Below are 24,892 nucleotides of genomic sequence, written 5' to 3' on the forward strand. Positions count from 1 at the left end.
GCCGTCCAAGAGAAAGAGCAGTGCTTCGACAAGCTCAGCACGAACGGTGAGGGGTGGATCGTACCCAGCGAAGGTTGCTCTACCCGGCAGCGTACGTCGTTTGAATCAAGCCGGCGGCTCCCACAGCTCGATCGCATTGCCTTCCGGGTCGTGGATGCGGGCGAACTGGCCGACCGAGGGGTCGTTCCATTCGGGCTTGGTGATGATGTCGATGCCGGCGGCGTTGAGCTGGTCGAGCAGCGAATCGAGATCGCTGACGCGCAGGTTGATCATCCACTGCTTGTCTTCGGCGAAATAATCGGTGTTTTCCTTGAAGGGGGCGAAGACGACCGGGCCGCCTTGCGTCGTCCACGACCATTCGTCCGGCGTGCCTTCGGCGGTGGCCATGCAGCCCGCCCCGACGTTCAGATGCTCGCGGTACCAGGCGGACAGGGCGTCCGGATCCTTCGCGCGGAAAAACAATCCTCCAATTCCCAGTACCGGCATGTCGTTTCTCCCATGTCAGATCAGGCGGCTTCCCTCGCTGGCGTGCCCGCCGCCGCGTCGAGCAGGCGTTTCTCGATGGCCTTGAGGCGCGTCCCGCCGGCGATCTTGTCGCCGATCAGGTCGGTCAGATAGAAGGTGTCCACCGCGCGCTCGCCATAGGTGGCGACATGCGCCGAGTGAATCGTCACCTTGGACTGGAACAGCGCATGCGCCAGCTGATGCAGCAGCGCGGGCCGGTCGCGCGCATTGACCTCGATCACGGTGAAGCGGTTCGAGGCGCGGTTGTCGATCAGGACGTTGGGGGCAATGTCGAATGCCTCGGCACGGGTGCGGGGCAGGGGCTTGGCCATCAGCCGGTCGGCGAGCCTCGAACGGTTGGCCAGTGCATCCTCGATCGCACCCTTCAGCCGGTTGAGCTGCGCTGAATCGTCGAACGGGCGGCCGACGGGATCCTGGACGAGGAAATTGTCGAGCGCCATGCCGTCGCGCGTGGTGTGGATGCGCGCATCGATGATGTTGCCGCCCGCCACGCTGATTGCCCCGGCGATGCGGTAGAACAGGCCGGGATGGTCGGCGGCATAGACGGTGACGAGCGTCGCGCCGCGTTCGGGATAGACCTGGGCTGCGATAAACAGCTGGGCCGAGCCGGCTTCCTCGATGATCCGGGCGTTGCGGACCAGCACATCCTCGGGCTCGGCGACCCAATAGGGTTCGGGCAGGCGTTTCACCAGCGCGGCGAAGCGGGTGTCGTCCCAGCCGAGCGCCGCCTGAAGTGTCTCCTGTTTGGCGGCGACCCGTTCGCTGCGGCCCTTCTGCTTGTGCCCGAGGCGGAGCACTTCCTCGGCCGATTCGTAGAGGTCGGACAGGAGCTGGCGTTTCCAGCCATTCCACACGCCCGGCCCGACCGCGCGGATGTCGACCACGGTCAGCGCGAGCAGGAGGCGCAGCCGTTCCGGGCTCTGCACGATGTCGCAGAAATCGAGAATGGTCTTGAAGTCCGACAGGTCGCGCTTGAACGCGGTCGCCGACATCAGCAGGTGCCAGCGGACCAGCCAGGCGACCGTCTCGGTCTCGGCCGGGTTGAGGCCGAAGCGCGGGCCCAGGCGATGCGCGACATCGGCACCGAGCAGCGAGTGATCGCCGCCGCGGCCCTTGGCGATATCGTGCAGCAGCACCGCGACATAGAGGACGCGGCGCGAGACGATCTGCTTCATGATCGCCGAGGAGAGCGGATGATCCTCGCTGAGCTCGCCGCGCTCGATCTTCGCCAGCAGTCCGATGGCGCGGATGGTGTGCTCGTCGACGGTATAATGGTGATACATGTCGAACTGCATCTGCGCGACGACCTTGCCGAAATCGGGCACGAAGCGGCCGAACACGCCGGCCTCGTTCATCCAGCGCAGCACCGTCTCCGGATCGCGCGGTGACGTCAGCACTTCGAGGAACAGCGCATTGGCCTCAGGATCGCGGCGGATATCGTCGGCCAGCTTCGCGTCGCGCGCGGCGGCGCGCATGGCGAGCGGATGGATTTCCATGTGGTGCCGGTCGGCCAGCGCGAACATCTCGATCAGGCGCACCGGTTTTTTCCGCAGGAAGTCGTCCGAAGGCAAGGCGAGCCGGCCGCGATCCACGGTGAAGCCGTTGAGCTTGCCCGGCGCCCGGCGCAGCGTGGGCAGGCCGAAGCGGCGGCCGCGCGCCGCGAACTTCTCGTCGAGATGCGCGAGGAAGACGCCGGTCAGGTCGCCGACCGTCTTCGCCTGCAGGAAATAATATTGCATGAAGCGCTCGACGCTCGACTTGCCCGGGCGGTCGGCGAAGCGCATCCGTTCGGCGATCTCGCGCTGCAGGTCGAAGGTCAGCCGGTCCTCGGCGCGCCCGGAGATGCTGTGCAGGTGGCAGCGCACCGCCCAGAGGAAATTACCGGCGCGGTGGAACAGCCGGTATTCGGCGGGGCTGAGCAGATCGGCGTCGACGAGCTGCGCCGGCTCGCTGACATTATAGGCATATTTGCCGATCCAGAAGAGCGTGTGCAGATCGCGCAGGCCGCCCTTGGCTTCCTTCACATTGGGTTCGACGACGTAGCGCGTGTCGCCCATCTTCTTGTGGCGCACGTCGCGCTCGGCGAGCTTGTCGGCGATGAACTGGCGGGCGGTGCCGGCCTGGACCTCGGCGTGGAACTTGGCCGCCGCCTCGTCGTACAGTAGCTGATCGCCCCAGACGTAGCGCGCCTCGAGCAGGGCAGTGCGGATCGTCACGTCGCCCTTGGCCTGGCGCACCATCTCGTCGAGCGAACGGCTGCTATGGCCAACCTTCAGGCCGAGGTCCCAGAGCGCATAGAGCATGGTCTCGATGACCTGTTCCGCCCAGCCGGTCTGCTTCCAGGGCGTAAGGAAGCCGATATCGATGTCGGAATAGGGCGCCATCTCGCCGCGGCCATAGCCGCCGACCGCGATCAGGGTCAGGCGCTCGGCGACGGTCGGGTTGCTCAGCCGGTAGAGGCGGGTGGTGGTGAAATCGTAGAGCAGCCGCAGGATCTGGTCGGTCAGGAAGGCCTGGGCGGCGGCTGCCTCCAGCCCACGCGACGGGTGCTCGATCAGGCGGCGGCCGATCTCGGCACGGCCGGCGTCGAGCGCGGTCTTGAGGATATCGGTCGCGGCGCGGCGAAGCGCGAGCTTGTCCTCGCCTTCGAGCGCGGCGAGCGCATCGGCCAGGGTGCGGCGATCGATGATCGCGCGGCGATGGGGGAGGGAGTCGAAGCGGCCGGTCATGATCGGGAGATAGGGGCTTCGGTGAGTGGCGTCACGTTCGCGCTGTTCCCCCGGACGTTGGCGGGCAGCGGAATTGCGTCCGGACCCTCTTTGGCACAGCATTCACCCGGGCAGGCGCGGGGCGCCGCCTGGGGAGGGACGACATGGACGCAACGCCATCGCGGCTTCGGTCGCTGATCGATACGGACGGGCTGGCAATCGGCCTGGGCGCGGTGGGGCTGGGCGTGCTGGGGCTGATCTCGCGGGACTTCGCGTTCCAGTGGCAGCCGGTGCCGATGGGCTGGCCGGCCCGCGAGGCGCTGGCACTGCTGAGCGGGGCGGTGCTGCTGCTTGGCGGGGTGGCGGTCATTGCGCGGCGGACCAGCGTATTCGGAGCGGCGGTGCTGGCCTTGTGGTTCGGGCTGTTCGCGATCGGGCTGCATCTGCCGCTGGTGATCGGCGCGCCCGGCGTCGCGCCGCTGCTCGGCCTTGCCGAGCAGGGTGCGATCGCACTGGGCGCGGCGCTGCTGCTCGCGGTTCGGGCGCCCGGGCGTTTGCCGGAAAGGAGCGTGCCGGTGATGCGCGTGCTGTTCGGGCTGTGCGCGATCGAGTTCGGGACGGCGCATTTCGTCTATGCCGACTTCACCGCCGCGATGGTGCCGGGCTGGATCCCGGGGCATCTGTTCTGGGCTTATGTCACGGGCGCGTGTCATTTTGCGGCCGGGGTGGCGATTCTGGCGGGCGTGCGGGTGCGGCTGGCGGCCGGGTTGCTGGCCGTGATGTGCTGGGGGTTTGCGGTCCTGCTGCATCTGCCGCGGGTTGTCGGCGATCCCGGGAGCCGGATGGAGTGGACGATGTTGTTCGTGGCGCTGTCCATTGGGGGCGCGGCCTCGGTGGTGCGGTTGGTGGGGCGACAGTAGTTCTTCTCCCCTCCCGCTGGCGGGAGGGGTCGGGGGAGGGCCTGCTGGAGCCGCGCCGGGTCGCGTGAGGACAGGCCCTCCCCTAGCCCCTCCCGCAAGCGGGAGGGGGATAAGGGGCCCGCTCCACTCACGACTCTCTCGCCAGCGCCTTGAGCCGGTACAGCACCTCCAGCGCCTCTCTCGGTGTCAGCGCATCGACGTCGATCGCCTCGACCTCGGCCTTCAATGCGTCGGTTTCCTCCTCCACCTCGGCCGCCATCGCGGCGAACAGGGGAAGGTCGTCGAGCCCCGCCGCCAGCCCGCCGGTCTTGGCGCGTCCGGCCTCCAGCTTGGCGAGGACTGCCCTGGCCCTCGCGATGGTGACCGGGGGCAGGCCCGCGAGCCGCGCGACCGCGAGGCCGTAGCTGCGGTCGGCGGGGCCTTCGCTGACTTCGTGGAGCAGCACCAGCTCGCCCTTCCATTCGCGGGCGCGGACATGGTGGAGGGTCAGCGCCTCGCAGCGTTCCGCGAGGCGAGTCAGTTCGTGATAGTGGGTCGCGAACAGGCAGCGGCAGCGATTGTCCTCATGGATCGCCTCGACCACCGCCCAGGCGATGGCGAGGCCGTCATAGGTGCTGGTGCCGCGGCCGACCTCGTCGAGGATGACGAAGCTTTTCGGCGTTGCCTGGGCGAGGATCGCGGCGGTCTCGACCATCTCGACCATGAAGGTCGAGCGGCCGCGCGCGAGATTGTCGGAGGCGCCGACGCGGCTGAACAGGCGGTCGACCAGGCCGAGCGTCGCCGCCGTGGCGGGCACATAGGCACCGGCCTGGGCGAGCACGGCGATCAGTGCGTTCTGGCGCAGGAAGGTCGATTTGCCGCCCATGTTGGGGCCGGTGACGAGCCAGAGGCGCGAATCCTCGGAGAGCTTGCAGTCATTGGCGACGAAGCGCTCGCCCCGTGCCGCGAGCGCGTTCTCGACCACGGGGTGGCGGCCGCCCTCGATCTCGAAACAGCTATGCTCGACCAGGGCGGGACGGACCCAGCCGCCCTCCGCCGCGCGCTCGGCGAGGCMGGCGGCGACGTCGAGACGGGCGAGCGCGTCGGCGGTCGCGGCGATCGGCTCGCGGCGGTCGAGGGCGGCGGCGGTGAGGTCCTCGAGATGCGACGCCTCGGCGGCGAGGGCATGGGCACCGGCCTGAGTCACCTTCATCGCCACGTCGTGCAGCGCGGGGGCGTTGAAGCGGACCACGCCGGCGAGCGTCTGGCGGTGGGTGAAGCCGCTCTCCGCCTTCATCAGCGGATCGGCGGCGCGGGCGGGCACTTCGATATGATAGCCGAGCACGCCATTGTGGCGGATCTTGAGCACCGACACACCGGTCTGGGCGCGGAATTCTGCCTCCAGCGCGGCGATGGCGCGCCGGCCGCCGGCGCCGGCGTCGCGCAGATCGTCGAGCGCTGCGTCATAGCCCTCGGCGATATAGCCGCCGGCCGCGGCGTCGATCGGCGGCGATGGGACGAGCGCGCGGGCGAGCAGGTCGATCAGGCCGCCATGGCCGCGCAGCTGCGGGGCAAGCTCGGCGAGCAGGGTGGGGGGCTGATCGATGCGGTCGAGCCGTTCGCCGAGCTTCCACGCGCCGTCCAGGCCGTCGCGGAGCTGGCCAAGATCGCGTGGGGAACCGCGGCCGGCGGCGAGGCGGCCGAGCGCGCGGCCCACATCGGGCAGGCTGCGCAAGGTGGAGCGCAGCGCCTCGCGCAGGCCGCTATCGTCGTGGAGCAGCTGGACGAGATCGAGCCGCGCCTCGATGCGGGCGCGATCGACCAGCGGCGCGCCGATATCGGCGGCGAGGGCGCGGGCACCGGCGCCGGTKACGGTGCGGTCGATGGCGTCGAGCAGGCTGCCCTTGCGCTGGCCGGAAGCGGTCGCGGTCAGCTCCAGGCTTTCGCGCGTGGCGCCGTCGATCGCCATCTGCTGCGCCGCCTGGAGCAGGCGCGGCGGGCGGAGGAACGGCAAGGCGCCCTTCGCGGTGTGATCGAGATAGGCGACGAGCCCGCCCGCCGCGGCGAGCCCTGCGCGGCTGAACTGGCCGAAACCGTCGAGCGTGGCGACGCCGAACAACGCCTTGAGCCGCGCTTCGCCGGTCGCGCTGTCGAACTCGCTGCGGGGGCGCAGCGTGGTCGCGGCTTCGGCAAAGGCGCTGGTTTCGGAGGCGATCGTCTCGGCCGGGGCGAGGCGGGCGAGTTCGGCGCCGAGGCCCGCGGCGTCGGTCTCGATCAGCTCGAACCGCCCGGTGGAGACATCGGCAGCGGCGAGGGCGACGCCGCCTGCCACTTCGCCAATGGCGACGCACCAGTTGGCGGTGCGGGCGTCGAGCAGCGCCTCTTCGGTGAGCGTGCCCGCCGTGACCACGCGGATGATCGCGCGGGAGACGAGCGCCTTGGAGCCCATGCGCGCCTTGGCCTCGGCCGGGCTCTCGGTCTGCTCGGCAATGGCGACGCGGTGGCCGGCCTTGATCAGCCGGGCGAGATACCCCTCCGCCGCATGGATCGGCACGCCGCACATCGGAATCGGCGCGCCGTCATGCTCGCCGCGCGCGGTGAGCGCGATGTCGAGCACGGCGGCGGCGATCTTCGCATCCTCGAAGAACATCTCGAAGAAATCGCCCATGCGGTAGAAGAGCAGGCAATCCGCGGCCTCGGCCTTCAACGCGAGATATTGCGCCATCATCGGAGTCGGGGCGGGGGAAGGGGCGTGCATCCCGGGCTGGGTAGCGGGATTTTCCGGCGTCGTCATGGGGCCTGTGAGCGCGCCGCCGGGGAATGCGCAGTGGCGGTGTTGGAGGGGCATGCGGGCGTGCAGTAACCGGGTGGAACAGGTGTTGGAGACGGTCCCGGTTTGCGGAAAAGGCTCGAGTATTCGTCGAATTTCGCGAGGTACCTGCGAAGGGGGAAGAATCGGGTGTTTCTTGGTGACTGTACGCGAATTAGTGGAACGTGCGACATCACAGATCCGCGAATAGGAACGAAAGGCCGCCCGCCGCGCGGTTGCATGCTTCACCCGTATTTTAGATTTATTCGACGAATTACGCGAGGGGTATCGTTTTTTCATCAGGCTCTTCTTCGGGTCGAAAATGAATAGTGTTGGCGGATATCGTCGAGATCGGCGCAGGCCGGCACGTGGCGGGAGATTTCAACAGAGATGGGGCTATGGTTGAATCGACCGGGAGCTGCGCGACCAGCGCCGTTTCAGAGACCTTTCCAACTGGGCCCCGGCCTGCGCCGGGGAAGCAAAAAAAGAATAGAGGCAGGCGCGTCCAGGGGCGCTGCTTCGGCGCAAGATGTGCTTAGGTGCGTGTACCGATGTCGTGATAGCTTCCGCTCGACAGGAGGCACGGAATGGCGGATTCGCAGAGGCTTGTCTTGACACGGCGTGCGGTGCTTGGGGCGGGAGCGGTGGGGTTGCTCGCCGCGGCCACGCGGTCAACTGCCGCTCCGCCGCTGCTCGCCGTGCCCGAGGTCGACAGCCTGAGCGTGCAGGTCGTGACTGACAACGCCACCTTCGGGCCGTTCCTCGAAAATCTGGACTTGCCGGGCATGAAGGTGCTGCGCACCGGCGGCGGGCCGGCGCATGCGCCGCGCATGCTGCCGCACGCCTTGCTGGGCGAGTTCGGCCTGTCGATCGTCGGGGAATCGCGGCTGGCGGGGCAGGTACGCCGGGTGATGATCGATTTCGGCTATTCGCGCGAGGTGCTGGCCAACAATCTGGCACTGCTGGGCATCGATCCGGACTCGATCGACGCGGCGGTGCTGAGCCATGGACATCTCGATCATTATGGCGGCTTTCCCGGCCTGTTCGGCGGGAAGGCGCCGGCCCGGCCAGTGCCGCTGACGGTCGGCGAGGAAGAGACATTCTGCGAGCGGGTCGCGCTGATCGGCGATCCGCCGCCGGTGATGGGCGCGCTCGATCGCGGGGCGCTTGCCAGGGCCGGCTTTGCCGTCAGGGTGAACCCCAGGCCGGCGATCATCGCGGATCAGGCCTTCACGACGGGCGTGATTCCGCTGGAGAGTTTCGAGCGGGCGGCGATCCCGACCCGGATGCGGCCGGGCGTGGGATGCGATCGCGCGCTGCTCTCGCCGGCCAAGCGCGATCTCGTCGAGCCGGCCGATGACGGCGAGCATGAGCTGGCGACCTGTTATGCGGTGAAGGGCCTGGGGCTGGTGGTGATCGCCTCGTGCAGCCACCGCGGTGTGATCAACTCGGTGCGGCGCGCGCAGGCGGTGTCGGGCATCGACAAGGTGCATGCGGTGATCGGCGGTTTCCATCTGGTCCGTCCGCGCACCGAGGACGAGGCGCGGCGCACGGTCGCCGAATTCGCGCGGATCGACCCGACCTATATCATCCCGATGCACTGCACCGGCGAAGTGTTCATCGCCGAAGCGCTGCGGCTGATGCCGCAAAAGGTCGTGCGGCCCTATGTCGGGTCGCGCTTCGTGTTCGGGGCGGCGCGCGCTCCGGGATGATCGCTGTTTATGGAGCCGGTGGCGTCGGTGGCTCGTCCTTCGAGGGGGTCGGGGGCGGCGCCTTGTTGCCCAGCACCGACGCCCGCAGCCCCTTCCATGCCGCGACCAGCGCAGCCGCCGCCACCAGGACGGCAGTGAGCGCCTTCAGCCAGTCGGGAAAGCCGGTGAGCCAGCCCCACAAGGTCGCCGCGCCGATCGAGACATGGATCGGTTGCGGCTCGACCGTGGGTCGCAGTTCCTGCGCATTGCCCTGGCTGTCGATCATCACGACGGTGGTGCGCAGGACGAGCGAGAGGTCGCCGCGGGACCGCGCGGTGACCGACCAGCGCCAGAGCGCGTTCGAATCCTCCGACACGGTCTGGATCTCGGGCGAGAGCGGCTTCACCTCAAAGCCGGCGCCTTCGAGCGTCGCCTTCATCTTCTGGCCGACGAACGGGTGGTAATCGACCGTGGTGCCGGTGCCGCCGGCCTCGTCGGCCATCTCGTGCGGCGTGCGGTCGCCGGGCAGGGGGCGCAGCGCCGCGGTCTCATTGCCTTCCGGCGTGCCGTCCTCGGCGACCGTCTCGTTCCCTGTCGCGAGTGTGGGGCTCGGGGCGGGGGTCGGGGTGGGCGTCGGTGCAGGAGGCTGGGCCGGCGCCGTGCCGAGCGCAAGCGTCACGAAGGTGGTTTCGCCCTGGCGCATCTTCGACGGCGCCTTGAACGAGGCGTTGCCGCGGCGCGACCGGTCGAGCCAATATTGCGCGTCGGCGCAATCCTCCTCGGTGAGCCGGGTGCCGGTGACGCGGCACGGATGCAGCGTGCCTGCGGCGACGACTTCGTTCTCGACGACGGCGACCGTGTTCGTGCTGGCGGAACGCTGGTCGCACCCCGTCTGAGTCAGCAGCAGCGCCGACAGCAGAAGCGTGGTTGCGCGCATGTTCATTGGCGGGTCTCCCCCCATGTTCGGCATCATAGACCATGCGCCTGGGGCGGGCGGCCCGCAATCGGCGCGCGACGGAGAAGCGTCGAACCGGTGGCGTTTATTGCGCGCCATATTGCGGGGCAGGCGGCTGGAGTCGCTTGCGGTCCACGTCGCGGAGGCGAGATGGCGGTTTGGAATTAAGTAAACTGTCACCGAAATAACCGGTCGCCGTCCCTGCCCGCGAGCAAGACCTTCACCAGAGTTTTACGCCTGACCGGTATCGCGGCCTTACACATCGGGAGAAGGCGGAATGAGCGTGTTTGTTGCCTTCGCCACGGGTCGCGCACGCCGGCGGCTCGGCCGCACCGGCGCGTCGATCGCGTTGTGCCTGCTATTCTCCAGTTTCTGCTCGGTGGCGGATGCGCAGTCGTGGCAATGCCGCGCGCCGGAGGGCAGCTTCGCGAACCACGAGATCGAGGTGTCCGAGGCGACGACTCAGTTCAGCGGCGAGATGGTGATCCACAGGGCCAATGGGCTCAGCCGGTGGCATCCAACGGCGAAGGTCGTGTTCACCGACCGCGATCTCGCCGCCGCCGGGTGCGCGTGCAACGGCGTGGTCGCCACCTGGTATCCGGAGAACCCGGAGACCTTCCTCGTCTCCCTCTCGGTCGATGGCAAACAGGTTCCGCTCGGGCTCGTCCCCTATGACAAGCCGGTCACCTTCACGCTCGATTTCGCGCGCGACGGTGCGCTGAAGCTGGAGGTGGGGACCGGGGTTGCGACCGGCAGGTCGGCGGTGCCGAAGCGCAACACGCTGCGCATGAGTTGTTCGACGGCCGACGTCGCTTTCAAGGTTGCCGTCGTTCCTGTGGTGGAGGCGCGGTCCCCCGAACGGTGCCCGTTTGCCGCGCAGGAACAATGGACGCGGGCGGAGGTTGATCGTTATTGCAAGGTCCGCGGCTAGGGTGAGATGACTTCAGGTCGATCGAGCCACCCTTCGCCGTTCGTCTCGAGTAGCCATCGAGTAGCTCCGCAGGAGCGTATCGAGATGGCGTATCGAGAGACGTGTCGCCCGGAACAGTGCCTCGATACGAGCCCTCGATACGCGCCTGCGGCGCTACTCGGTCTCACTCGGCACGAACGGGTGAAGGTAACGTCATCAGACTCCAGGGCGATGGGTTGGCGGCGGCACGGCCGCTCTCGAGGTCGCGCCGCCCGTCCGCCCTATTTCAGCGGCAGGAACAATTCCGCGACCACGTCAGGCCCCGGCGCGTCCGGTGACATGGACAGGTATCGCCGGCAATAGAGCGGGAAGTCGCGGGTTTCCTCGCCGCTGGCCGGGAGCCAGTCGCGATAGAGGTAGAGCGCGGGTGCCTCCAGATTGTGGCTCGCGCCGTTGACGCGCAGCACCGCGCAGCGCCCGCCGGGGATTAAACCTGCCTTCATCGTCGCGTCATCGGCGGCGATCGGCTGGTCGGTCCCGACGCAGATGTCCATGCTGTACTCGGCCGGGTTCGCCGGTGTGCGTTCCGACCGGAAGATGTTGAAGGTCGGGCTGGTCGCGGGCGACAGGCCGGCGGCCTTGCGCCAGGCGATGAACCGCTCGATCGTGTCGCCGAGCATGGCCCGGTCGCCGCGATGCTCCAGGATCGCCACCGGGATCGGCGGCTCGTCGCGGATCGTCACGTCGTCGTTGGTAAAGGTCTTTTCCATGAGCTTGCTCCTTGCGTTCTCGAAGGGCCCGAAGGCCGCGAGCCACGGCTGCCAGTCCGGCGCCTTGCGGAACGACGATGGCGACTGCCCGAACCGGCGCCGGAAGGCGCGGGCAAAGGCATCGGGCGCGTCATAGCCCGCGTCCATCGCGATATCCGTGACGCTCTGGGCATTGCCCCGATCGGCGAGCCGGTGCGAGGCGCGCTTCAGCCGGGCAAGCTGGACATAGCGATGCACGGACAGCCCGAAGGTCGCCCCGAACTGCCGGTGGAAATGGAATTTCGAAAAGGCCGCGACGCGGCTTACCGTCTCCAGGTCCAGATCATCGTCGAGATGCCGGTCGATATGGTCCAGCACCCGCTGCATCCGGGCATAATAGGTCTCGAGCGCCGCCTTCATCGTCCATTCCTCCGTGGCGGCCTCAGCTAGGCGCGAAGGGCCATCACGCGCTCGACCGATCTTGCGGTTTGGGACGACGACCGGCGCGGTACGCGGTGGACCGCCCCTTTCTCACTGGTGAGACGGGAGCGCCAGTCCCAGGGACGCCTGCACGTCGCTGGTCACCTTGCGCACCAGATCGACGATCGACGTGGCGGAGAAGCGTTGCAGGATGCGCGCGCGGTGAAACTCGACGGTACGGGGGCTGATGCCGAGGCGCAGCGCGATCGCCTTGTTTCCCGCGCCTTCGTGCAGCGCGAGCATCACTTCGCGTTCGCGCGCGGTCAATTTCCCGGACTGGGCGATCAGCTCGCGATCGGTCAGGGCGACGAGCACGGGCTGGGCGACGTGCTCGCGCGCCGTGATCAGCCAGCTCAACGCCCGGTTCTCGCCGTGAAAGGCCTCGACGGTCACATGGATCTCACGGCCGCATGCCGCCAGTCGTCCAATGCCGCGCCAGCCGCGGCGCGAGACGATCTCCGACTGTACCGGAAGCTCCTCGACGCCGAGCAGCGCGATCAGCGTCAGCCCATGCAGGACCCCCGTTTCATTGGCTGAGGCAGGGGCGATCAGCCGCTCGATCGCCGGGTTGCGGACATGCACGGCGAAGTCCGCATCGCACAGCGCGACACCGACCGAGGACTGAGTAAAGGCGGCTTGGATCAGGGACGCTGGAAGGGTCTCGATGGACGTCGCGACGGTCCGTTGCACAATGGCTGAAATGACGAGCTCTCCCTTTAGTGGCCATTATCGTTGGCTATTTCGGCCGACAAATCATTCACTTGGCCTAGTAGTCCTACGCGTATCACCGCGAGAAGGTTGCGGCTAAGCGCGAATTTATCCGGGGGGACCTGTTCCAGGAGACCGGTTTTAATGTTCGTTTCGCATGTGATGGCGTCTGCCATCCCGACTACCAAACGCCGCCTTGCCCTGCTCGGCAGTGTTTCAACCGCCGCGGCGATGTTCCTCGTTCCCAACAGCGCCGCAGCGCAGGCGACGACCTGTGCGCCCACGGGCACCACGATCACGTGCGTCGACGGCACCACCACCGTGCTGACCGCCACCACGACCGCCGGCAACGTCACGATTCCGGGCGCCGGGCTCACCACCATCGACACGACCGGCCCCGCGACGACCAGCTATACCGCGACCGGTCCGATCTCGACGACGGGCGTCACCGCAGTCAACCTGACCTCGACCGGCGGCGCGCTCAGCTTCACCCCCGCCGGCGCCACCGCGCCGGTCACGATCAACACCACCGGCGGCGTTGCCGCCCATGGCGTGTTGCTCACCACCCCAGGCCAGGCTGCGACCGTTACCGTCGGCGACATCTCGACCGCCGGCACCACCTCGTTCGGCGTCCTGTCGATGGCGGGCGGCGACCTGACGCTGAAGACCGGCAACATCGTCACCACCGGCGCGAACAGCACCGGGATCGACGCCGGCGCCCAGACCGGCGACATCGCGATCAACGCGGGCAACGTCACCACGACCGGCCGCGGGATCCGTACCGGATCGACCACCAACGGCTCGAACACCATCGTCGTCGGCAATGTCGTGGCGGGCGATCGCGGCATCCTGGCCAATGGCGGGACGGTGTCGGTCACGACCGGCAACGTCACCACCTCGACCAATGGCGGCACCACGCCGGGCGGCTATGGCATCGCGGCGCAGGCCGCCACGGGCAATGTGACGGTCCGCACCGGCGCGGTCAGCACGGTCAATGGCGCCGGTATCATCGCCAGCGCGTTCAGCCCGACCGGCTCGGTCGATGTCGGTGGCTGCCCCAGCGTCGCCACGACCGGCGACAATGCGAGCGCCATCTCGGCTCAGGCAGGCGGCACCGGATCGGTGACGATCAATTGCGGCGCGCTTGCCACCACCGGCAACAACAGCAACGGCGTGTTCGCGACCTCGAACGGCGGCAACGTGGCCGTCACCACGACGTCGGCGACGACCTCGGGCATCGGATCCTATGGCGTTACCGCCAACACCGTCGGCGCCGGCACGGTCACCACCAATGTCGGAGCGATCACCACCATTGGCGACGGCGCAACGGGCCTCTTCAGCCGCGCCGGCACCGGCGCGATCGACGCGGGCTATGGTAATATCACGACATCGGGCATCGCTGCCGGCGTCAACAGCGCCAGCGCGCTGGATCTCGCCTCGACCGGCGCGATCAGCCTGCGCGGTAACGGCTCGACCTTGCGGACCAACGGCGCGGGCGTCACCGCGGCGGTCGTCACCGGCGCGGGCGTGACCGGCAATCTCGGCAACGTCACCACGACGGGCACGGGCGCGCAGGGTGCGATCATCACCTCCACGGCCCCGGTCAGCCTGACCGTCGGTACCGTGTCGACCACCGGCAACGGCCTGACGGTCAATGCCGGCACCAGTGCCGTCACGCTCACCACCGGCGCGGTCACTTCGACTCAGGCCGGCGCAACCGGCACGGTCGTCAACACCGCCGGCCCGGTGACCTTCACCGGCGGCAAACAGACGGCCAATGGCGCCAACGCGCTGCGCATCACCGGTGGTGCCGGCGCGATCAACGCCACGGTCGCCGGCGCGGCGACCACGGGCACCGGCACGGCGGTCGCCATCACCGGCACCGGCCCGGTGACCTTCGTCAACGGCGGCACGATCACCACGACGGGCGCCAATTCGGACGGTATAACCATCGTCACGCCAGGCACGATCGCCATCACCGGCGGCCAGGTCGCGACGAGCGGCGCCAACAGCCGCGGCATCGGTGCCAATGGCGGCGGCGCGGTCACCGTGTCGGCGACCGGCGTCACCACCACGGGCGCAACCGCGACGGGCATCGTCGCGAACAGCACGGCCGGTCCGGTCGGGGTCTCGCTCAGCGGCACCAACAGCTCGGCCAGCCTCGACGGCGCGAACATCGCCGCGGCGACCACCGCCAATCTCGCGCTGACCTCGGGCACGCTCTCGGGCGCCAACAATGGTGCCACGATCCTCTCGGGCACGGGCACCACGGTGACCAACGCCGGCACGATCAACGGCGGCAATTACGCGCTCGCGATCACCGGCGGCGCGGCGACGGTCAACAATAGCGGCACGATCAACGGCCGCGTCCTGCTGACCGCCAATGGCGATACGGTTAACAACACGGGTATCTTCAACGCCAACAGCAACAGCGACTTCGGCGCGGGCGCCGACGTGTTCAACAATAGCGGTACCTTGCGCGTGCTGGGCCAGTCGACGACTGCGGGCACGGTCACGCTGACCGGCCTGGAGACGTTCAACAACAGCGGCCTCGTCGACCTGCGCAACGGCCATGTCGGCGACGTGCTGGCCCTGCCGGGCACCTATACGGGCAGCGGCGCGGCGCAGCTCGGCCTCGACGTCAATCTCGGCTCCTCGACCTTTACCGGCGATCAGCTGCGGATCGGTGGCGCGGCGACGGGATCGACGGTCGTGTCGATCACGCCGCTCAACACTACGCCTGCCGTGCTCAGCACCAGCGCCGGCACCGTGGTGGCACAGGCCGGCGCGGCTTCCTCGGCAGCGGCCTTCACGCTCAACAGTGCGAATGTCGACCAGGGGCTGATCCAGTATGGCATCGTCTATAATCCGACGACCTTCGCCTACAGCCTGGTCGCCGCGCCGGGTGCGGGCGTCTACCGCACCGCCTTGTTCGCCCAGGGCGCGCGCAACCTGTGGCTGCAGTCGGGCGACAGCTGGTCGGGCCATATGCGCGAACTGCGCGACACCATCGCGGCCAACGGCCCCGGTGCCGCCGGTGGTCGCTTCTGGATGCAGGCGATCGGCCAGGTCGAAGAGCGCGGCGGCGACCGCACCTTTGCGTACAACGGCCTGAACACACCGGTGTCGATGCGCTACAAGCAGGACTATTTCGGTGGCCAGATCGGCCTCGATCTGGGTGCGCCTGCCGGCAATGGCGAATTCGCCTTCGGCGTGACCGGCGGCTACATCAACTCGGACCTGAGCTTCGCGAACTCCGCCGACCGGATCAATTTCGATGCGATCAACGGCGGCGTCTATGCCAGCTACAGCTCGGGGATGTTCTTCATCAACGCGCTCGGCAAATACGACTATTACTGGGGTGACAATCTCAGCATCTCGGGTCGGTACAAGCAGAAGGTCAAGGGGTCGGTCTATGGCGGCAAGGCCGAGGCGGGTTTCCGTGTCGGCAGCACGCTGTGGCTCGAGCCGGCGGCGAGCGTTTCCTACACCCACTCCGATTTCGATGACTTCAGTGCGTCCTCGGGCAGCTTCGCCTTTAACGATCAGGACGGCGTGCGCGGCAAGGGCGGCGCGCGACTGGGCTATACGACCGACGTCGGCGCCTCCAAGGTGACGCTGTATGGTGGCGGCAACTATGTCCATGAGTTCAAGGGCCAGGACCAGGTTGCCTTCACCAGCGGCACGCAGACGGTGGCGTTCGGCGATCGCAAGCTGCGCGATTATGTCGAGGGCCTGGTGGGCCTCAACATCGGCTCGCAGCAGGGGGCGGTCAGCGGATTCTTCGAGGGTCGCTATGCGAATGGCGGCGATTACGAGGGCTATGGCGGCCGCGCCGGCCTGCGCTTCCGCTTCTGATCTTCAGCGGAAGAGATGGTTGATTGTGGGTCGCCTCGCGAGAGGCGGCCCACAAGCGTGTCCGGGCACGGCGACTCCGCCGCCGACACGCTGGCGGGGTTACAGGCTCGCGACTCTGATGATGTAATTGACCGCGATATTGGCCGGGCGCGTCTCGTACCGGCTGGTGCGGACCGGATGATCCGAGTCCATGGCCGGGACCGGGCGGCCGGTCGTCTCGGCCGCCTGCAGGGTTGGGCCGCCGGGGGCCGCGCCGGGCTCTCCGCCCGACTGGGCATCGACCGCCTGATAGCTGTGCCCATGATCCTGCAGCGCGCTGTCCTGAGTCGATCCGGCGCCGGTGCCGCTGCCCCCCGCCGGCGCGCGGCGGATGGCGGCGTCGGGATCGTTGCCGCTGCCCAGATCGGTGCCGCGCAGAAAGGCGCCGCGATAATCGGGGATCTTGAAGGTGCCGTCGCCGCCGCCATAGAGCGTGCCGAGCACGGCGAAGAGCTGGGGATACTGCGCCGCCGTCAGCGCGCGGCCGTCGCAGATCATCCAGCCCGAGGCCTCGAGCAGCGCGGCGCCCCGGTCCGGATCGATCGCGCCGGCATAGGCCGAGACGGCGCCGACGGGCAGGCCGCCGATGCCCGCCCGGCCGGGAAAGGGCGCGTTCAGGGAATGGTCGGTCATGGCACGGCCTTTCGCTGCAAAGCCCGAGCATCGGGCGGGGCGGGGGCAGCGTCAACCGGCCGGCGGTAGCTGTACCCCGGATGACTGCCGCGTTCAGCGTCCCGACGCGATCGCCGGCATAGCTTCTGCCTGCCCGACTCAGCGGGCAGGAAGGGACCAGACGATGAAGATCTCGCACATCTTTGCCGCAACCGGCCTGGCGGTTGCTTCACTCACCCTCAGCACAAGCGCCGACGCGCAGCGATGGGACGGCCATCGCGGCGGCTGGAACGATCGCGGCTATCGCGGCGATGATGGCCGCGGCTGGGACCGTGGCTGGCAGGGCCGGGACTATCGCGGCTATCGCGGCGGCTGGTACGGGCCACGCTATCGGCACCGGCCTTATCGCTGGCGCGGCGGCTATGGCTGGTATGGGCCGCGGTGCTGGACCGAATGGCGGTACGGGTACCGGGTGCGTATCTGCCGCTAATGCTCGCGGATCGGCGGGAGGAGCGGGGCCCGCCGGTCTGGGTGTCGGCTTTGCCGGTTCAATTGGCGGGAGTCGCGCGCCAGCCTTGCTCCGCTACGTCCGGCTGGTCGCGGCGAAACTTTCTTCGAAGCGTCATTTCCCGATGTATCGAACCTGGCGAAGCCACGTCTGACCGCGCGCTCAAACATCCACCGCCAGATACCCCGTCAGATACCGCCCGCTGTTCGCCGCATAGACTCCCGGCCCGTTCGTGCCGAACCCCTGCTGGTCGAAGATATTGCCCGCCTGCAGCCGGAAGGTCGCTGATTTGCCCGCCAGTTTGAACTGGTACCGCCCGCCCAGGTTGAGCTGCGCGCGGGAGGGGATGATCACCAGGTTGTCGATCCGCGCGGCGACGGTGCCGCGGTGGAACAGGGCGGCGTCGAGCGACAGGCCCTCGAGCATCGGCGTGCGCCAGTTGAGGTTGAGGTTGAACAGGTGGTCGGGCAGCCCGACCGGGCGCTTGCCGATGGTGCCGACCGCATTCGCGTCGCGCGTGATGCGCGGGCGCAGGACGAAGCCGCCGGCGACCATGCCGAGCCGCGGCGTGAGGTTGCCCGAGACCGAGAATTCCGCGCCCTGGCTGCGCGTCGTGCCGGTCTGGGTATAAGTGTTCGCCGTGTCGAAGCTGAAATAGGGGCGGCGCAGGTCGAACACGCCTGCCACCGCCTTGATGTTGCCGGTGACGAGCCAGCGCACGCCGGCATCTTTCTGCTCGGTCAATATGGTCGGCAGCGGCTGGTTGCGGTTGGCGGCGTTGGGCGGGGCGAGGCCGCTTTCCTCCAGCCCGCGGGCATATCCGGCATAGAAGGTCAGCCGCTTGATTGCGGTGATCGCCACCGTGCCGTTGTAGAGCCAGGGATGCGAGCGCGCCGTCACGCCGGGGAGGCCGGGCAGGCTGGTGGTCTTGGTATAATCGGCGCGGGAGACGCCGAAGCTCAGCTCGCCCACATCCTTCCAGCGGCCGTCATAGGCGGCGCCGTACGTCGCCTGGCGCACCCGGTCGTGCGATTGCGGGCCGAACACGAAAGCGGGGCGCGGCGCGGTGACCGGCGTGCCGATGCGGGTAGGGCCGAGATCGACCTCGTCCGATCCGCCGAACATCCGCCGCGCGTCGCGCTGGCGCATGCTGAGATGGAGGACGTGAAGGCGCGGGCCGTCGGCGATGCTGTGGGTGACGCGGGCCTCGCCGCTGAGCGAGACGTTCTTCGCACGGGGATCGGCGATGATCAGGCGGCTGGCGGTGCCGTCCGGCTGCACGTCGATCAGCAGGTTGGTGAAGCTGGTCGCCTGGTCGAACACCGAGCGGAACGCGCCGATACGGATCACCCAGTCCTTGGCCGGGACAACCGAGGCGAGCACGCCGTGATTGGTCGCGCTGTAGCGGAAATCGGCCCAGCCCGGGCCGTCGAACCGGCGCGCGGGCGGCTGGGGCGGGAGGTACGCGCCGGCGGAGATGTAGAAGGGGCCGGCCTCATCGTTATAATCGTTGGAGAGCGTCCAGAAGGGCAGGATCTCGACGCCCGGCGCCGGGGTCCAGCGGGCGAGCAGGCCTTGCGCGTGGTTCCAGTTATCGGTGCCGTCAGGGAATTCGACATGATTGACGGTCAGGCCATAGCCGAGCGAGAGATTGCCGGTGACGGGGAGCGAGCCGTCGATCTCCAGCCCGAAGCTGCCATAGGAATCGCCGTTGAGCACGATCGACGCGGAGGATTTGGCCGAGGGGCGGCGCAGCGTATAATCGACGATGCCGCTGGGCGCGGCGAAGGGATAGCCCTGCGCGGACAGGCCGACCTTGATGCTCGAGGATTCGGAGACGATGCTGGTCAGGGTGAATTGCGGGTCGAAATACAGGCCGTCGATGCGGACGTTGCCGGCGGACGTGGGCGAGAAGCCGCGCGCGCTGTTGGCGGTATAGATGCCGATCGATTCCCGCCCGACGCTATAGCCGAACGCATCCTCGGCCTGGGTGACGGCGTTGTCGCTGCTGCGGTCCTGGGCGGCGGCGGGGAGGGCGACGCAACAGGCGGCCATTACGACTAACGCTGTTGTTGTCCGGACCATCCGCATCCCCCGCTTGCGCGTTATGTTGTTCTATGACGCTAGGACGGTCGGGGCCGCGCGCCAATGCGGTTCCCACCAACGACACGCGAGCGGGGTCGAACGTCCCGCGTGTGGGTGCGGCAGGAAGATGTTCGCGCGGAGGCGCGGAGGCGCGGAGATGGTCCGGTTGCGGCGCAGGCAACACGCGACAATCGCACCTCAAACTCTCTGCGCCTCCGCGCCTCCGCGCGAACCATCATGGACTCCAGCCTTTGGCTGGACGGAGGCGAGGCGCGTCAGATCGGTCGCTCTTGTAGATGTCGGGTTAAGGCGTCAGATCGAAGTGTGATCATCAATCTCAACGGATGGCCGGGCGTCGGCAAGTTGACAGTCGGCCTCGAACTGGCCGAACTTCTCGGCGCGCGGTTGCTCGACAATCATTCGTTGCTGAACATCGCCATCGCGCTCACGGACTATCCCGGCCCCGCTTATTATGAAGCCGCTCGAGCGCTGCGGGACATAGCATTCCACTACGCCCGGGCTTTGCCTCCCCGCACGCCGCTCATCCTTACCAGCGTCAATGCGAGCGGTGGACCGAGCGGTTTCGCCGAGGAGCATTGGATCGCCGTGCGCGATCTCGCACAGGCGCGGGGCGTTCCCCTGATCTCGATAACGCTGGAATGCTTGCCGGACGAGCGCGCGCGGCGTGTTGCCGAGCCGGCTCGACGAGTCAGCAAGAAATTGCGCGACCCGACGGTCATCGAGCGGATGGTGCTTGGTCGCGCGTTGTTCGATGACGGTGCGGATTATCGCCTGGCGGTGGACACCACGCATCGCGATGCGAAAACGAGCGCGGGCGTCATCGCGGCGTGGATAAGGGACATGGTCCCTGTCGTTTGAACGCCGGTCGATCGCGGCTCGTCTTTGGCCGAGCGCGCGTGCTATCCGCGGGGGTGATGCGAACGGGGAGGCACCTTTGATCCACAGCTTGCGCGCCATTGGCGGCCTTGGCGTCCTGTCGATGCTTGCGGCCTGCGGGTCGGCGGAGGAGGCGCAGGCGCCCGCCGCGGCGCCGGCCAAGCCGAGCTTCGACCAGACGGTGCCGGGCGTGCGGGCGACGATCGCCGGGCTGGGCGCGCCCTGGGCCAAGCCGAGCAAGGACGAGATCGTGCCCGATCCCGCGGGCGGGACGATCATCGCGACCAGCGGGGATGGAGGCGATGCGAAGCTCTATCGCTTGCCCGATGGCTGGATCCGGCAGGTCGCGCTGACCTCGGGCGTGGGCAAGAAGTGCGGCGACCCGGCGGATGTCGAGCGGGCGATCCCGTTGCTGCTGACGGGACTTGCGACCAAGGTGAGTTTGACGCCCGCTCAGGCGGTGCGGCTCAAGGTGGGGCTGGCGGAGGCGCCGCCGGTGTCGGTGGATATCGGTGCGGTGCGGATCGCGGTGCAGGGGGGCTGTGTGCAGCAGTTGACGGTGATGGCGATTGGCTCCTTCACCCCGGCGGCCAAGCGGCTTTAGGGACCGATCACCACGTCGATCGAAACGAACGGAAGGAGGAAGGCCGGTCCGGCTGGACTCAGGTCTGGTTCCGGGTCGATTTCAGCAGATTGTCGCGCAGCTTGCCGATCGCCCGTTGCAGGACGGGGAATTCCTCCGCGGTCAGGCCGGTCGCCTCGGCGAGGTTCACGCACAGGCTGCGGCGGTGCAGGTCGCGGCCGGCATCGGTAAGGCTGATCAGCACCTGGCGCTCGTCCGCAGCGGCCCGGGTGCGGCTGAGGAACCCCATCGCCTCGAGCTTTTTCAGGATCGGGGTGAGGGTGTTGGATTCGAGGAACAGCTTTTCGCCCAGGCCACCCACGGTCTGATTGTCTTCCTCCGCGAGCGCGACGATCACGATATATTGGGTATAGGTGATGCCGAATTGTTCGAGCAGCGGCTTGTACGCCCGGCCGAAGGCGAGGTTGGCCGAGTAGATCGAGAAGCAGAGAAAGTCCGACAGTTTCAGGTCGGGCGGGATGGCGACGTTCATGGCGGATCCTTGGCGGCGCGGATGTCGCCGGTGCCAGCTATATATATCGTATGCGATTAAATCGGAAGGGGGTTGACTAGCGTTTCGATCGGCCTATTTAGATCGCATCCGATTGAAGCGGATACGATGAATATTCAACCAAGGAGCCAGACCATGTCCGAGACCAAGACCCTTTATACCGCCAGGACTCACACCACCGGCGGCCGCGACGGCGCCGCGCAGAGCAGCGACGGGCGGCTCGACATCAAGCTGTCCTCGCCCGGCAGCACCGGCACCGGCACCAATCCGGAACAGCTGTTCGCGGCGGGCTGGTCGGCCTGCTTCATCGGCGCGATGGGCGTGGTCGCCCGCGCGATGAAGGTGACGCTGCCCGCCGAGCTGGCGGTCGACACCGAAGTGGATCTGGCGAGCGGCGAGGACGGCTATTCGCTCCGCGCGCGGCTGAACGTCAGCCTGCCCGGCGTGGACCCCGACACCGCCCGCGCGCTGGTGGACGGGGCGCATCAGCATTGCCCTTATTCCAAGGCGACGCGCGGCAATATCCCGGTCGAGGTCAACCTGGTCTGAGCGTGCTCGCAGCGGATGGCAGGGGCGCGGGCGGCTTGTGCCGCCCGCGCCTTTTTCGTGTCCGTGGCGGGCGAACCGCTCCCTGGCGTTCGCGCTTACCCCTGCACGTCGGGTGATCGCGAAGGGACGGCCTATACCTTTGGTCAGCTGCGTGACGCGGCCGGAGGCGTTACCTGTCGGTCGCACCATCCACTGCCAGGGGCGAGAAGATCATGTCCGAGACGATCGACCAGAACCGCCGGCGCCTCATCGGGGCAACGGCTGTGAGCATCGCCGCCGCGCCATTCGTCGCCATCGCGTCGGCCCAGGCGAGCCCGCCCGCGTCCTTCGGGCCGCTGAAGCAGGTCGATGCCGGCCCGCTGACCATCGGCTATGTCGATGCCGGCCCGGCCGACGGCCCGCCGGTGATCATGCTGCATGGCTGGCCCTATGATATCCACGCGTTCGTCGAGGTCGTGCCGTTGCTGGTGGCCAAGGGGCACCGGGTGATCGTGCCGCATCTGCGCGGGCATGGCACCACCCTGTTCCGCTCGGCCGATGCGCCGCGCAACGGGCAGCAGGCCGCGCTGGGGCAGGACGTGATCGCACTGATGGATGCGCTGAAGATCGGCACCGCGATCGTCGCCGGATTCGACTGGGGCGCGCGCACCGCGTGCATCGTCGCGGCGCTGTGGCCGGAGCGGTGCAGGGCGCTGCTGTCGGTCAGCGGTTATCTGATCGGCAGCCAGGAGGCGAACCGCATGCCGCTGCCGCCCAGGGCGGAATATCAATGGTGGTACCAATATTATTTCACGACCGAGCGCGGCCGCGAGGGCTATGCCAAATATCGCCGCGATTTTTCCCGGCTGATCTGGGAGACGGCGTCGCCGAAATGGCGGTTCGATGACACGACCTTCGAGCGCAGCATGGCCTCGCTCGACAACCCCGACCATGTCGCGATCGTGATCCATAATTATCGCTGGCGGCTCGGCCTGGCCGAAGGCGAGCCGGCTTATGATGCGCTGGAGAAACGACTGGCCGCGGGCCCGGTCATCGGCGTTCCGACCATCACCATGGAGGGCGACGCCAATGGGGCGCCGCATCCGGACCCGGCCAATTACCGCGCGAAATTTTCGGGGAAATATGCGCACCGGACGATCGGCGGCGGGGTGGGGCATAATCTGCCACAGGAAGCACCGGGGGATTTTGCCCAGGCGGTGATCGACGTGGGTGGGTGGGAGGCTATGAAACCCTAGGTCAGCCTACCCGCCGTTCGTCCTGAGTAGCCATTGAGCTTGTCGAAATGGCGTATCGAAGGACAGGCCTCACGCCATGTCCTTCGATACGGGTCTTCGCTACGCCTTCGGCTACTCAGCCCCTACTCAGGACGAACGGTGCGGGGTCAGGCCGCCACGCGCGCCGCGAAGTCGCCGGCGCTGCCCTTGAGCGTGCCGAGGCGGGCGTCGAGCCGGTCGAAACCACGGCCGACGCCGTCGATATCCTCGGCCACCGCCTCGGTATCCTCGCGGATCGCGGCGATCGTGTTGGACATGGAATCGGCGGCCAGCGCCGTCTCGTCGACGGCCGCCGTGATCGCGGTCACCGTCTGCGCCTGTGCTTCCATCGCGTAGCGGATGCGGTTCGCGCTTTCCTGAACTTCGGTCACGATCGACTTGATCGAAGCGTTGGTCTCGACCGTGGAACGGGTGGCGGACTGGATCGCGGCGATCTTGCTGGCGATGTCGTCGGTGGCGCGCGCGGTCTGGCTGGCGAGCGACTTCACTTCCTGCGCGACCACCGCGAAGCCGCGACCGGCATCGCCCGCGCGGGCCGCTTCGATCGTCGCGTTGAGCGCGAGCAGATTGGTCTGGCCGGCGATGTCGCGGATCAGCCCGAGGATCGATTCGATCGACTGGGCGTGGCTGCTCAGCGTTTCCGACATGCCGACCGCGGCGCCTGCCTCGGAGAGGGCGCGGGTCGAGATTTCGGCGGCGGCCTCGACTTCGCTGCGGGCATCCTCGATCGCGCGGATCAGGCCGGCCGAGGTGCGGGCCGCCTCGCGCATCGCGATGGCCGATTGCTCGGCGGCGGCGGCGACTTCGGACGCCTTGCCGAGCATGCCGCGCGCCGAGGTCGAGCTGGCCCCGGCCTGGCGGCGCAGCTCGCCGCCCTCCTGGGTGGCCGCCTCGACGAGATGGGCGAGCCCGTCGCGGAACTCGGCGGCGAGCCGGTCGCGCTGCCGCTTCGCGTCGAACTCGATATAGGCCGTGAAGAGCGACGCGTAGATGTCGCATTCGAGCGAGCGCAGCCGGAAGAACACGTCGTTGATCTGCTGGCGCTCTTCCTTCGAGCAATCATAGAGCCGCCCGAGAATCTCCAGCATCTGAGTCGCGCCGGCGCAGGTCATCGAGATGAGCGCGGTGAGCGAGACATTGGCGGCAAAGGCCTGGGCGACCATCCGCTCGGCTGCCCGTACCCAATCGAGCTGGTCGGCGCGGTCATAGCGGTCGCGCAGATAGGTGACGCCCGCCTGCACGGTCCATTCGGGGCCCTGGCCGCGATCCCCGAAGAAGCGGCGCCACTGCGCCTGCTGAGTCTCGGCGACTCTGGCCAGCTCGGGCTCGGCGATGGTCCACATGCGGCGCGCCATGGCGAGATCTTCAGCGCTGAAGCCAAACAGGCGCAGGCGATCGGCGAGATCGATCGCGTCGGCGGCATTTCCGGCGACGGGCATTTGCTTGAGCTGGACGGCATCATTCACGGCGGGGACCCTGTAACGGAGCAAGCAACGGCTGCGG

General features: G+C 67.9%; 19 protein-coding genes. 9 read left to right on the forward strand and 10 right to left on the reverse strand.

Features of this window, described 5'->3' with window-relative positions; translation table 11 throughout:
• Window positions 1-105: 105 nt before the first annotated feature.
• Together AC1DX5_RS15090 and AC1DX5_RS15095 are read right to left on the reverse strand one after the other, a co-directional pair.
• Window positions 106-486, reverse strand: a complete 381-nt coding sequence (locus AC1DX5_RS15090) for a VOC family protein (protein ID WP_478016231.1) — start codon at window positions 484-486, stop codon at window positions 106-108.
• A 20-nt stretch (window positions 487-506) separates the two neighbouring features.
• Window positions 507-3,254, reverse strand: a complete 2,748-nt coding sequence (locus AC1DX5_RS15095; RefSeq protein ID WP_478016232.1) for a [protein-PII] uridylyltransferase — start codon at window positions 3,252-3,254, stop codon at window positions 507-509.
• 143 nt (window positions 3,255-3,397) lie between these two features.
• Between AC1DX5_RS15095 and AC1DX5_RS15100 the strand changes: the two genes are divergently transcribed.
• Window positions 3,398-4,153 (forward strand): DoxX family membrane protein, encoded by a 756-nt coding sequence (locus AC1DX5_RS15100; protein ID WP_478016233.1) that lies wholly within the window; start codon window positions 3,398-3,400, stop codon window positions 4,151-4,153.
• A gap of 127 nt (window positions 4,154-4,280) precedes the next feature.
• On the opposite strand, the gene mutS is transcribed toward AC1DX5_RS15100, so the two are convergent.
• The gene (mutS, locus tag AC1DX5_RS15105; protein WP_478016306.1) at window positions 4,281-6,860 is read right to left on the reverse strand and encodes a DNA mismatch repair protein MutS; all 2,580 of its coding nucleotides are present in this window, start codon (window positions 6,858-6,860) and stop codon (window positions 4,281-4,283) included.
• Between the two features lie 725 nt (window positions 6,861-7,585).
• On the opposite strand from mutS, the gene AC1DX5_RS15110 reads away from it, so the two are divergent.
• Complete coding sequence (locus AC1DX5_RS15110) at window positions 7,586-8,653, forward strand: MBL fold metallo-hydrolase (RefSeq protein ID WP_478016234.1); 1,068 nt, start codon at window positions 7,586-7,588, stop codon at window positions 8,651-8,653.
• A 7-nt stretch (window positions 8,654-8,660) separates the two neighbouring features.
• On the opposite strand, the gene AC1DX5_RS15115 is transcribed toward AC1DX5_RS15110, so the two are convergent.
• A complete protein-coding gene (locus AC1DX5_RS15115; RefSeq protein ID WP_478016235.1) occupies window positions 8,661-9,575 on the reverse strand; it encodes a hypothetical protein in 915 nt (304 codons plus the stop codon).
• Window positions 9,576-9,864: 289 nt separating this feature from the next.
• Here AC1DX5_RS15115 and AC1DX5_RS15120 point away from each other — a divergent pair, with 289 nt between their 5' ends.
• Window positions 9,865-10,518 carry a hypothetical protein gene (locus tag AC1DX5_RS15120; RefSeq protein ID WP_478016236.1) on the forward strand — a complete coding sequence of 218 codons (654 nt, stop codon included), beginning with the start codon at window positions 9,865-9,867 and terminating at the stop codon, window positions 10,516-10,518.
• Window positions 10,519-10,778: 260 nt separating this feature from the next.
• Here the strand turns inward: AC1DX5_RS15120 and AC1DX5_RS15125 are convergent, their stop codons facing one another.
• Both AC1DX5_RS15125 and AC1DX5_RS15130 read right to left on the reverse strand, forming a co-directional pair.
• On the reverse strand, window positions 10,779-11,666 hold the full coding sequence (locus tag AC1DX5_RS15125) for an AraC family transcriptional regulator (RefSeq protein ID WP_478016237.1): 888 nt from the start codon (window positions 11,664-11,666) through the stop codon (window positions 10,779-10,781).
• Between the two features lie 111 nt (window positions 11,667-11,777).
• Window positions 11,778-12,416: a LuxR C-terminal-related transcriptional regulator gene (locus AC1DX5_RS15130; RefSeq protein ID WP_478016238.1), complete on the reverse strand. Its 639-nt coding sequence runs from the start codon at window positions 12,414-12,416 to the stop codon at window positions 11,778-11,780.
• 162 nt (window positions 12,417-12,578) lie between these two features.
• On the opposite strand from AC1DX5_RS15130, the gene AC1DX5_RS15135 reads away from it, so the two are divergent.
• The gene (locus AC1DX5_RS15135) at window positions 12,579-16,292 is read left to right on the forward strand and encodes an autotransporter domain-containing protein (protein ID WP_478016239.1); all 3,714 of its coding nucleotides are present in this window, start codon (window positions 12,579-12,581) and stop codon (window positions 16,290-16,292) included.
• A gap of 99 nt (window positions 16,293-16,391) precedes the next feature.
• Here the strand turns inward: AC1DX5_RS15135 and AC1DX5_RS15140 are convergent, their stop codons facing one another.
• Entirely contained in the window at window positions 16,392-16,964 is a 573-nt protein-coding gene (locus AC1DX5_RS15140) for a phage tail protein (RefSeq protein ID WP_478016240.1), read from the reverse strand.
• A 163-nt stretch (window positions 16,965-17,127) separates the two neighbouring features.
• Between AC1DX5_RS15140 and AC1DX5_RS15145 the strand changes: the two genes are divergently transcribed.
• Entirely contained in the window at window positions 17,128-17,433 is a 306-nt protein-coding gene (locus tag AC1DX5_RS15145; RefSeq protein WP_465174425.1) for a hypothetical protein, read from the forward strand.
• 180 nt (window positions 17,434-17,613) lie between these two features.
• Here the strand turns inward: AC1DX5_RS15145 and AC1DX5_RS15150 are convergent, their stop codons facing one another.
• The gene (locus AC1DX5_RS15150) at window positions 17,614-19,506 is read right to left on the reverse strand and encodes a TonB-dependent siderophore receptor (protein ID WP_478016241.1); all 1,893 of its coding nucleotides are present in this window, start codon (window positions 19,504-19,506) and stop codon (window positions 17,614-17,616) included.
• A gap of 138 nt (window positions 19,507-19,644) precedes the next feature.
• Between AC1DX5_RS15150 and AC1DX5_RS15155 the strand changes: the two genes are divergently transcribed.
• Both AC1DX5_RS15155 and AC1DX5_RS15160 read left to right on the forward strand, forming a co-directional pair.
• The gene (locus AC1DX5_RS15155; protein ID WP_478016242.1) at window positions 19,645-20,415 is read left to right on the forward strand and encodes a P-loop nucleotide/nucleoside kinase family protein; all 771 of its coding nucleotides are present in this window, start codon (window positions 19,645-19,647) and stop codon (window positions 20,413-20,415) included.
• Between the two features lie 76 nt (window positions 20,416-20,491).
• Window positions 20,492-21,037: a hypothetical protein gene (locus AC1DX5_RS15160; protein WP_478016243.1), complete on the forward strand. Its 546-nt coding sequence runs from the start codon at window positions 20,492-20,494 to the stop codon at window positions 21,035-21,037.
• A 58-nt stretch (window positions 21,038-21,095) separates the two neighbouring features.
• Here AC1DX5_RS15160 and AC1DX5_RS15165 read toward each other — a convergent pair whose 3' ends face one another.
• Window positions 21,096-21,548: a MarR family winged helix-turn-helix transcriptional regulator gene (locus AC1DX5_RS15165; protein WP_478016244.1), complete on the reverse strand. Its 453-nt coding sequence runs from the start codon at window positions 21,546-21,548 to the stop codon at window positions 21,096-21,098.
• A 153-nt stretch (window positions 21,549-21,701) separates the two neighbouring features.
• Here AC1DX5_RS15165 and AC1DX5_RS15170 point away from each other — a divergent pair, with 153 nt between their 5' ends.
• Both AC1DX5_RS15170 and AC1DX5_RS15175 read left to right on the forward strand, forming a co-directional pair.
• Window positions 21,702-22,115: an organic hydroperoxide resistance protein gene (locus AC1DX5_RS15170; protein WP_465170128.1), complete on the forward strand. Its 414-nt coding sequence runs from the start codon at window positions 21,702-21,704 to the stop codon at window positions 22,113-22,115.
• Between the two features lie 212 nt (window positions 22,116-22,327).
• On the forward strand, window positions 22,328-23,350 hold the full coding sequence (locus AC1DX5_RS15175) for an alpha/beta fold hydrolase (protein WP_478016245.1): 1,023 nt from the start codon (window positions 22,328-22,330) through the stop codon (window positions 23,348-23,350).
• Window positions 23,351-23,496: 146 nt separating this feature from the next.
• On the opposite strand, the gene AC1DX5_RS15180 is transcribed toward AC1DX5_RS15175, so the two are convergent.
• The gene (locus tag AC1DX5_RS15180; RefSeq protein WP_478016307.1) at window positions 23,497-24,828 is read right to left on the reverse strand and encodes a methyl-accepting chemotaxis protein; all 1,332 of its coding nucleotides are present in this window, start codon (window positions 24,826-24,828) and stop codon (window positions 23,497-23,499) included.
• Window positions 24,829-24,892 lie beyond the last annotated feature (64 nt).

The sequence above is a fragment of the Sphingomonas sp. P2_B6 genome (assembly GCF_056404755.1).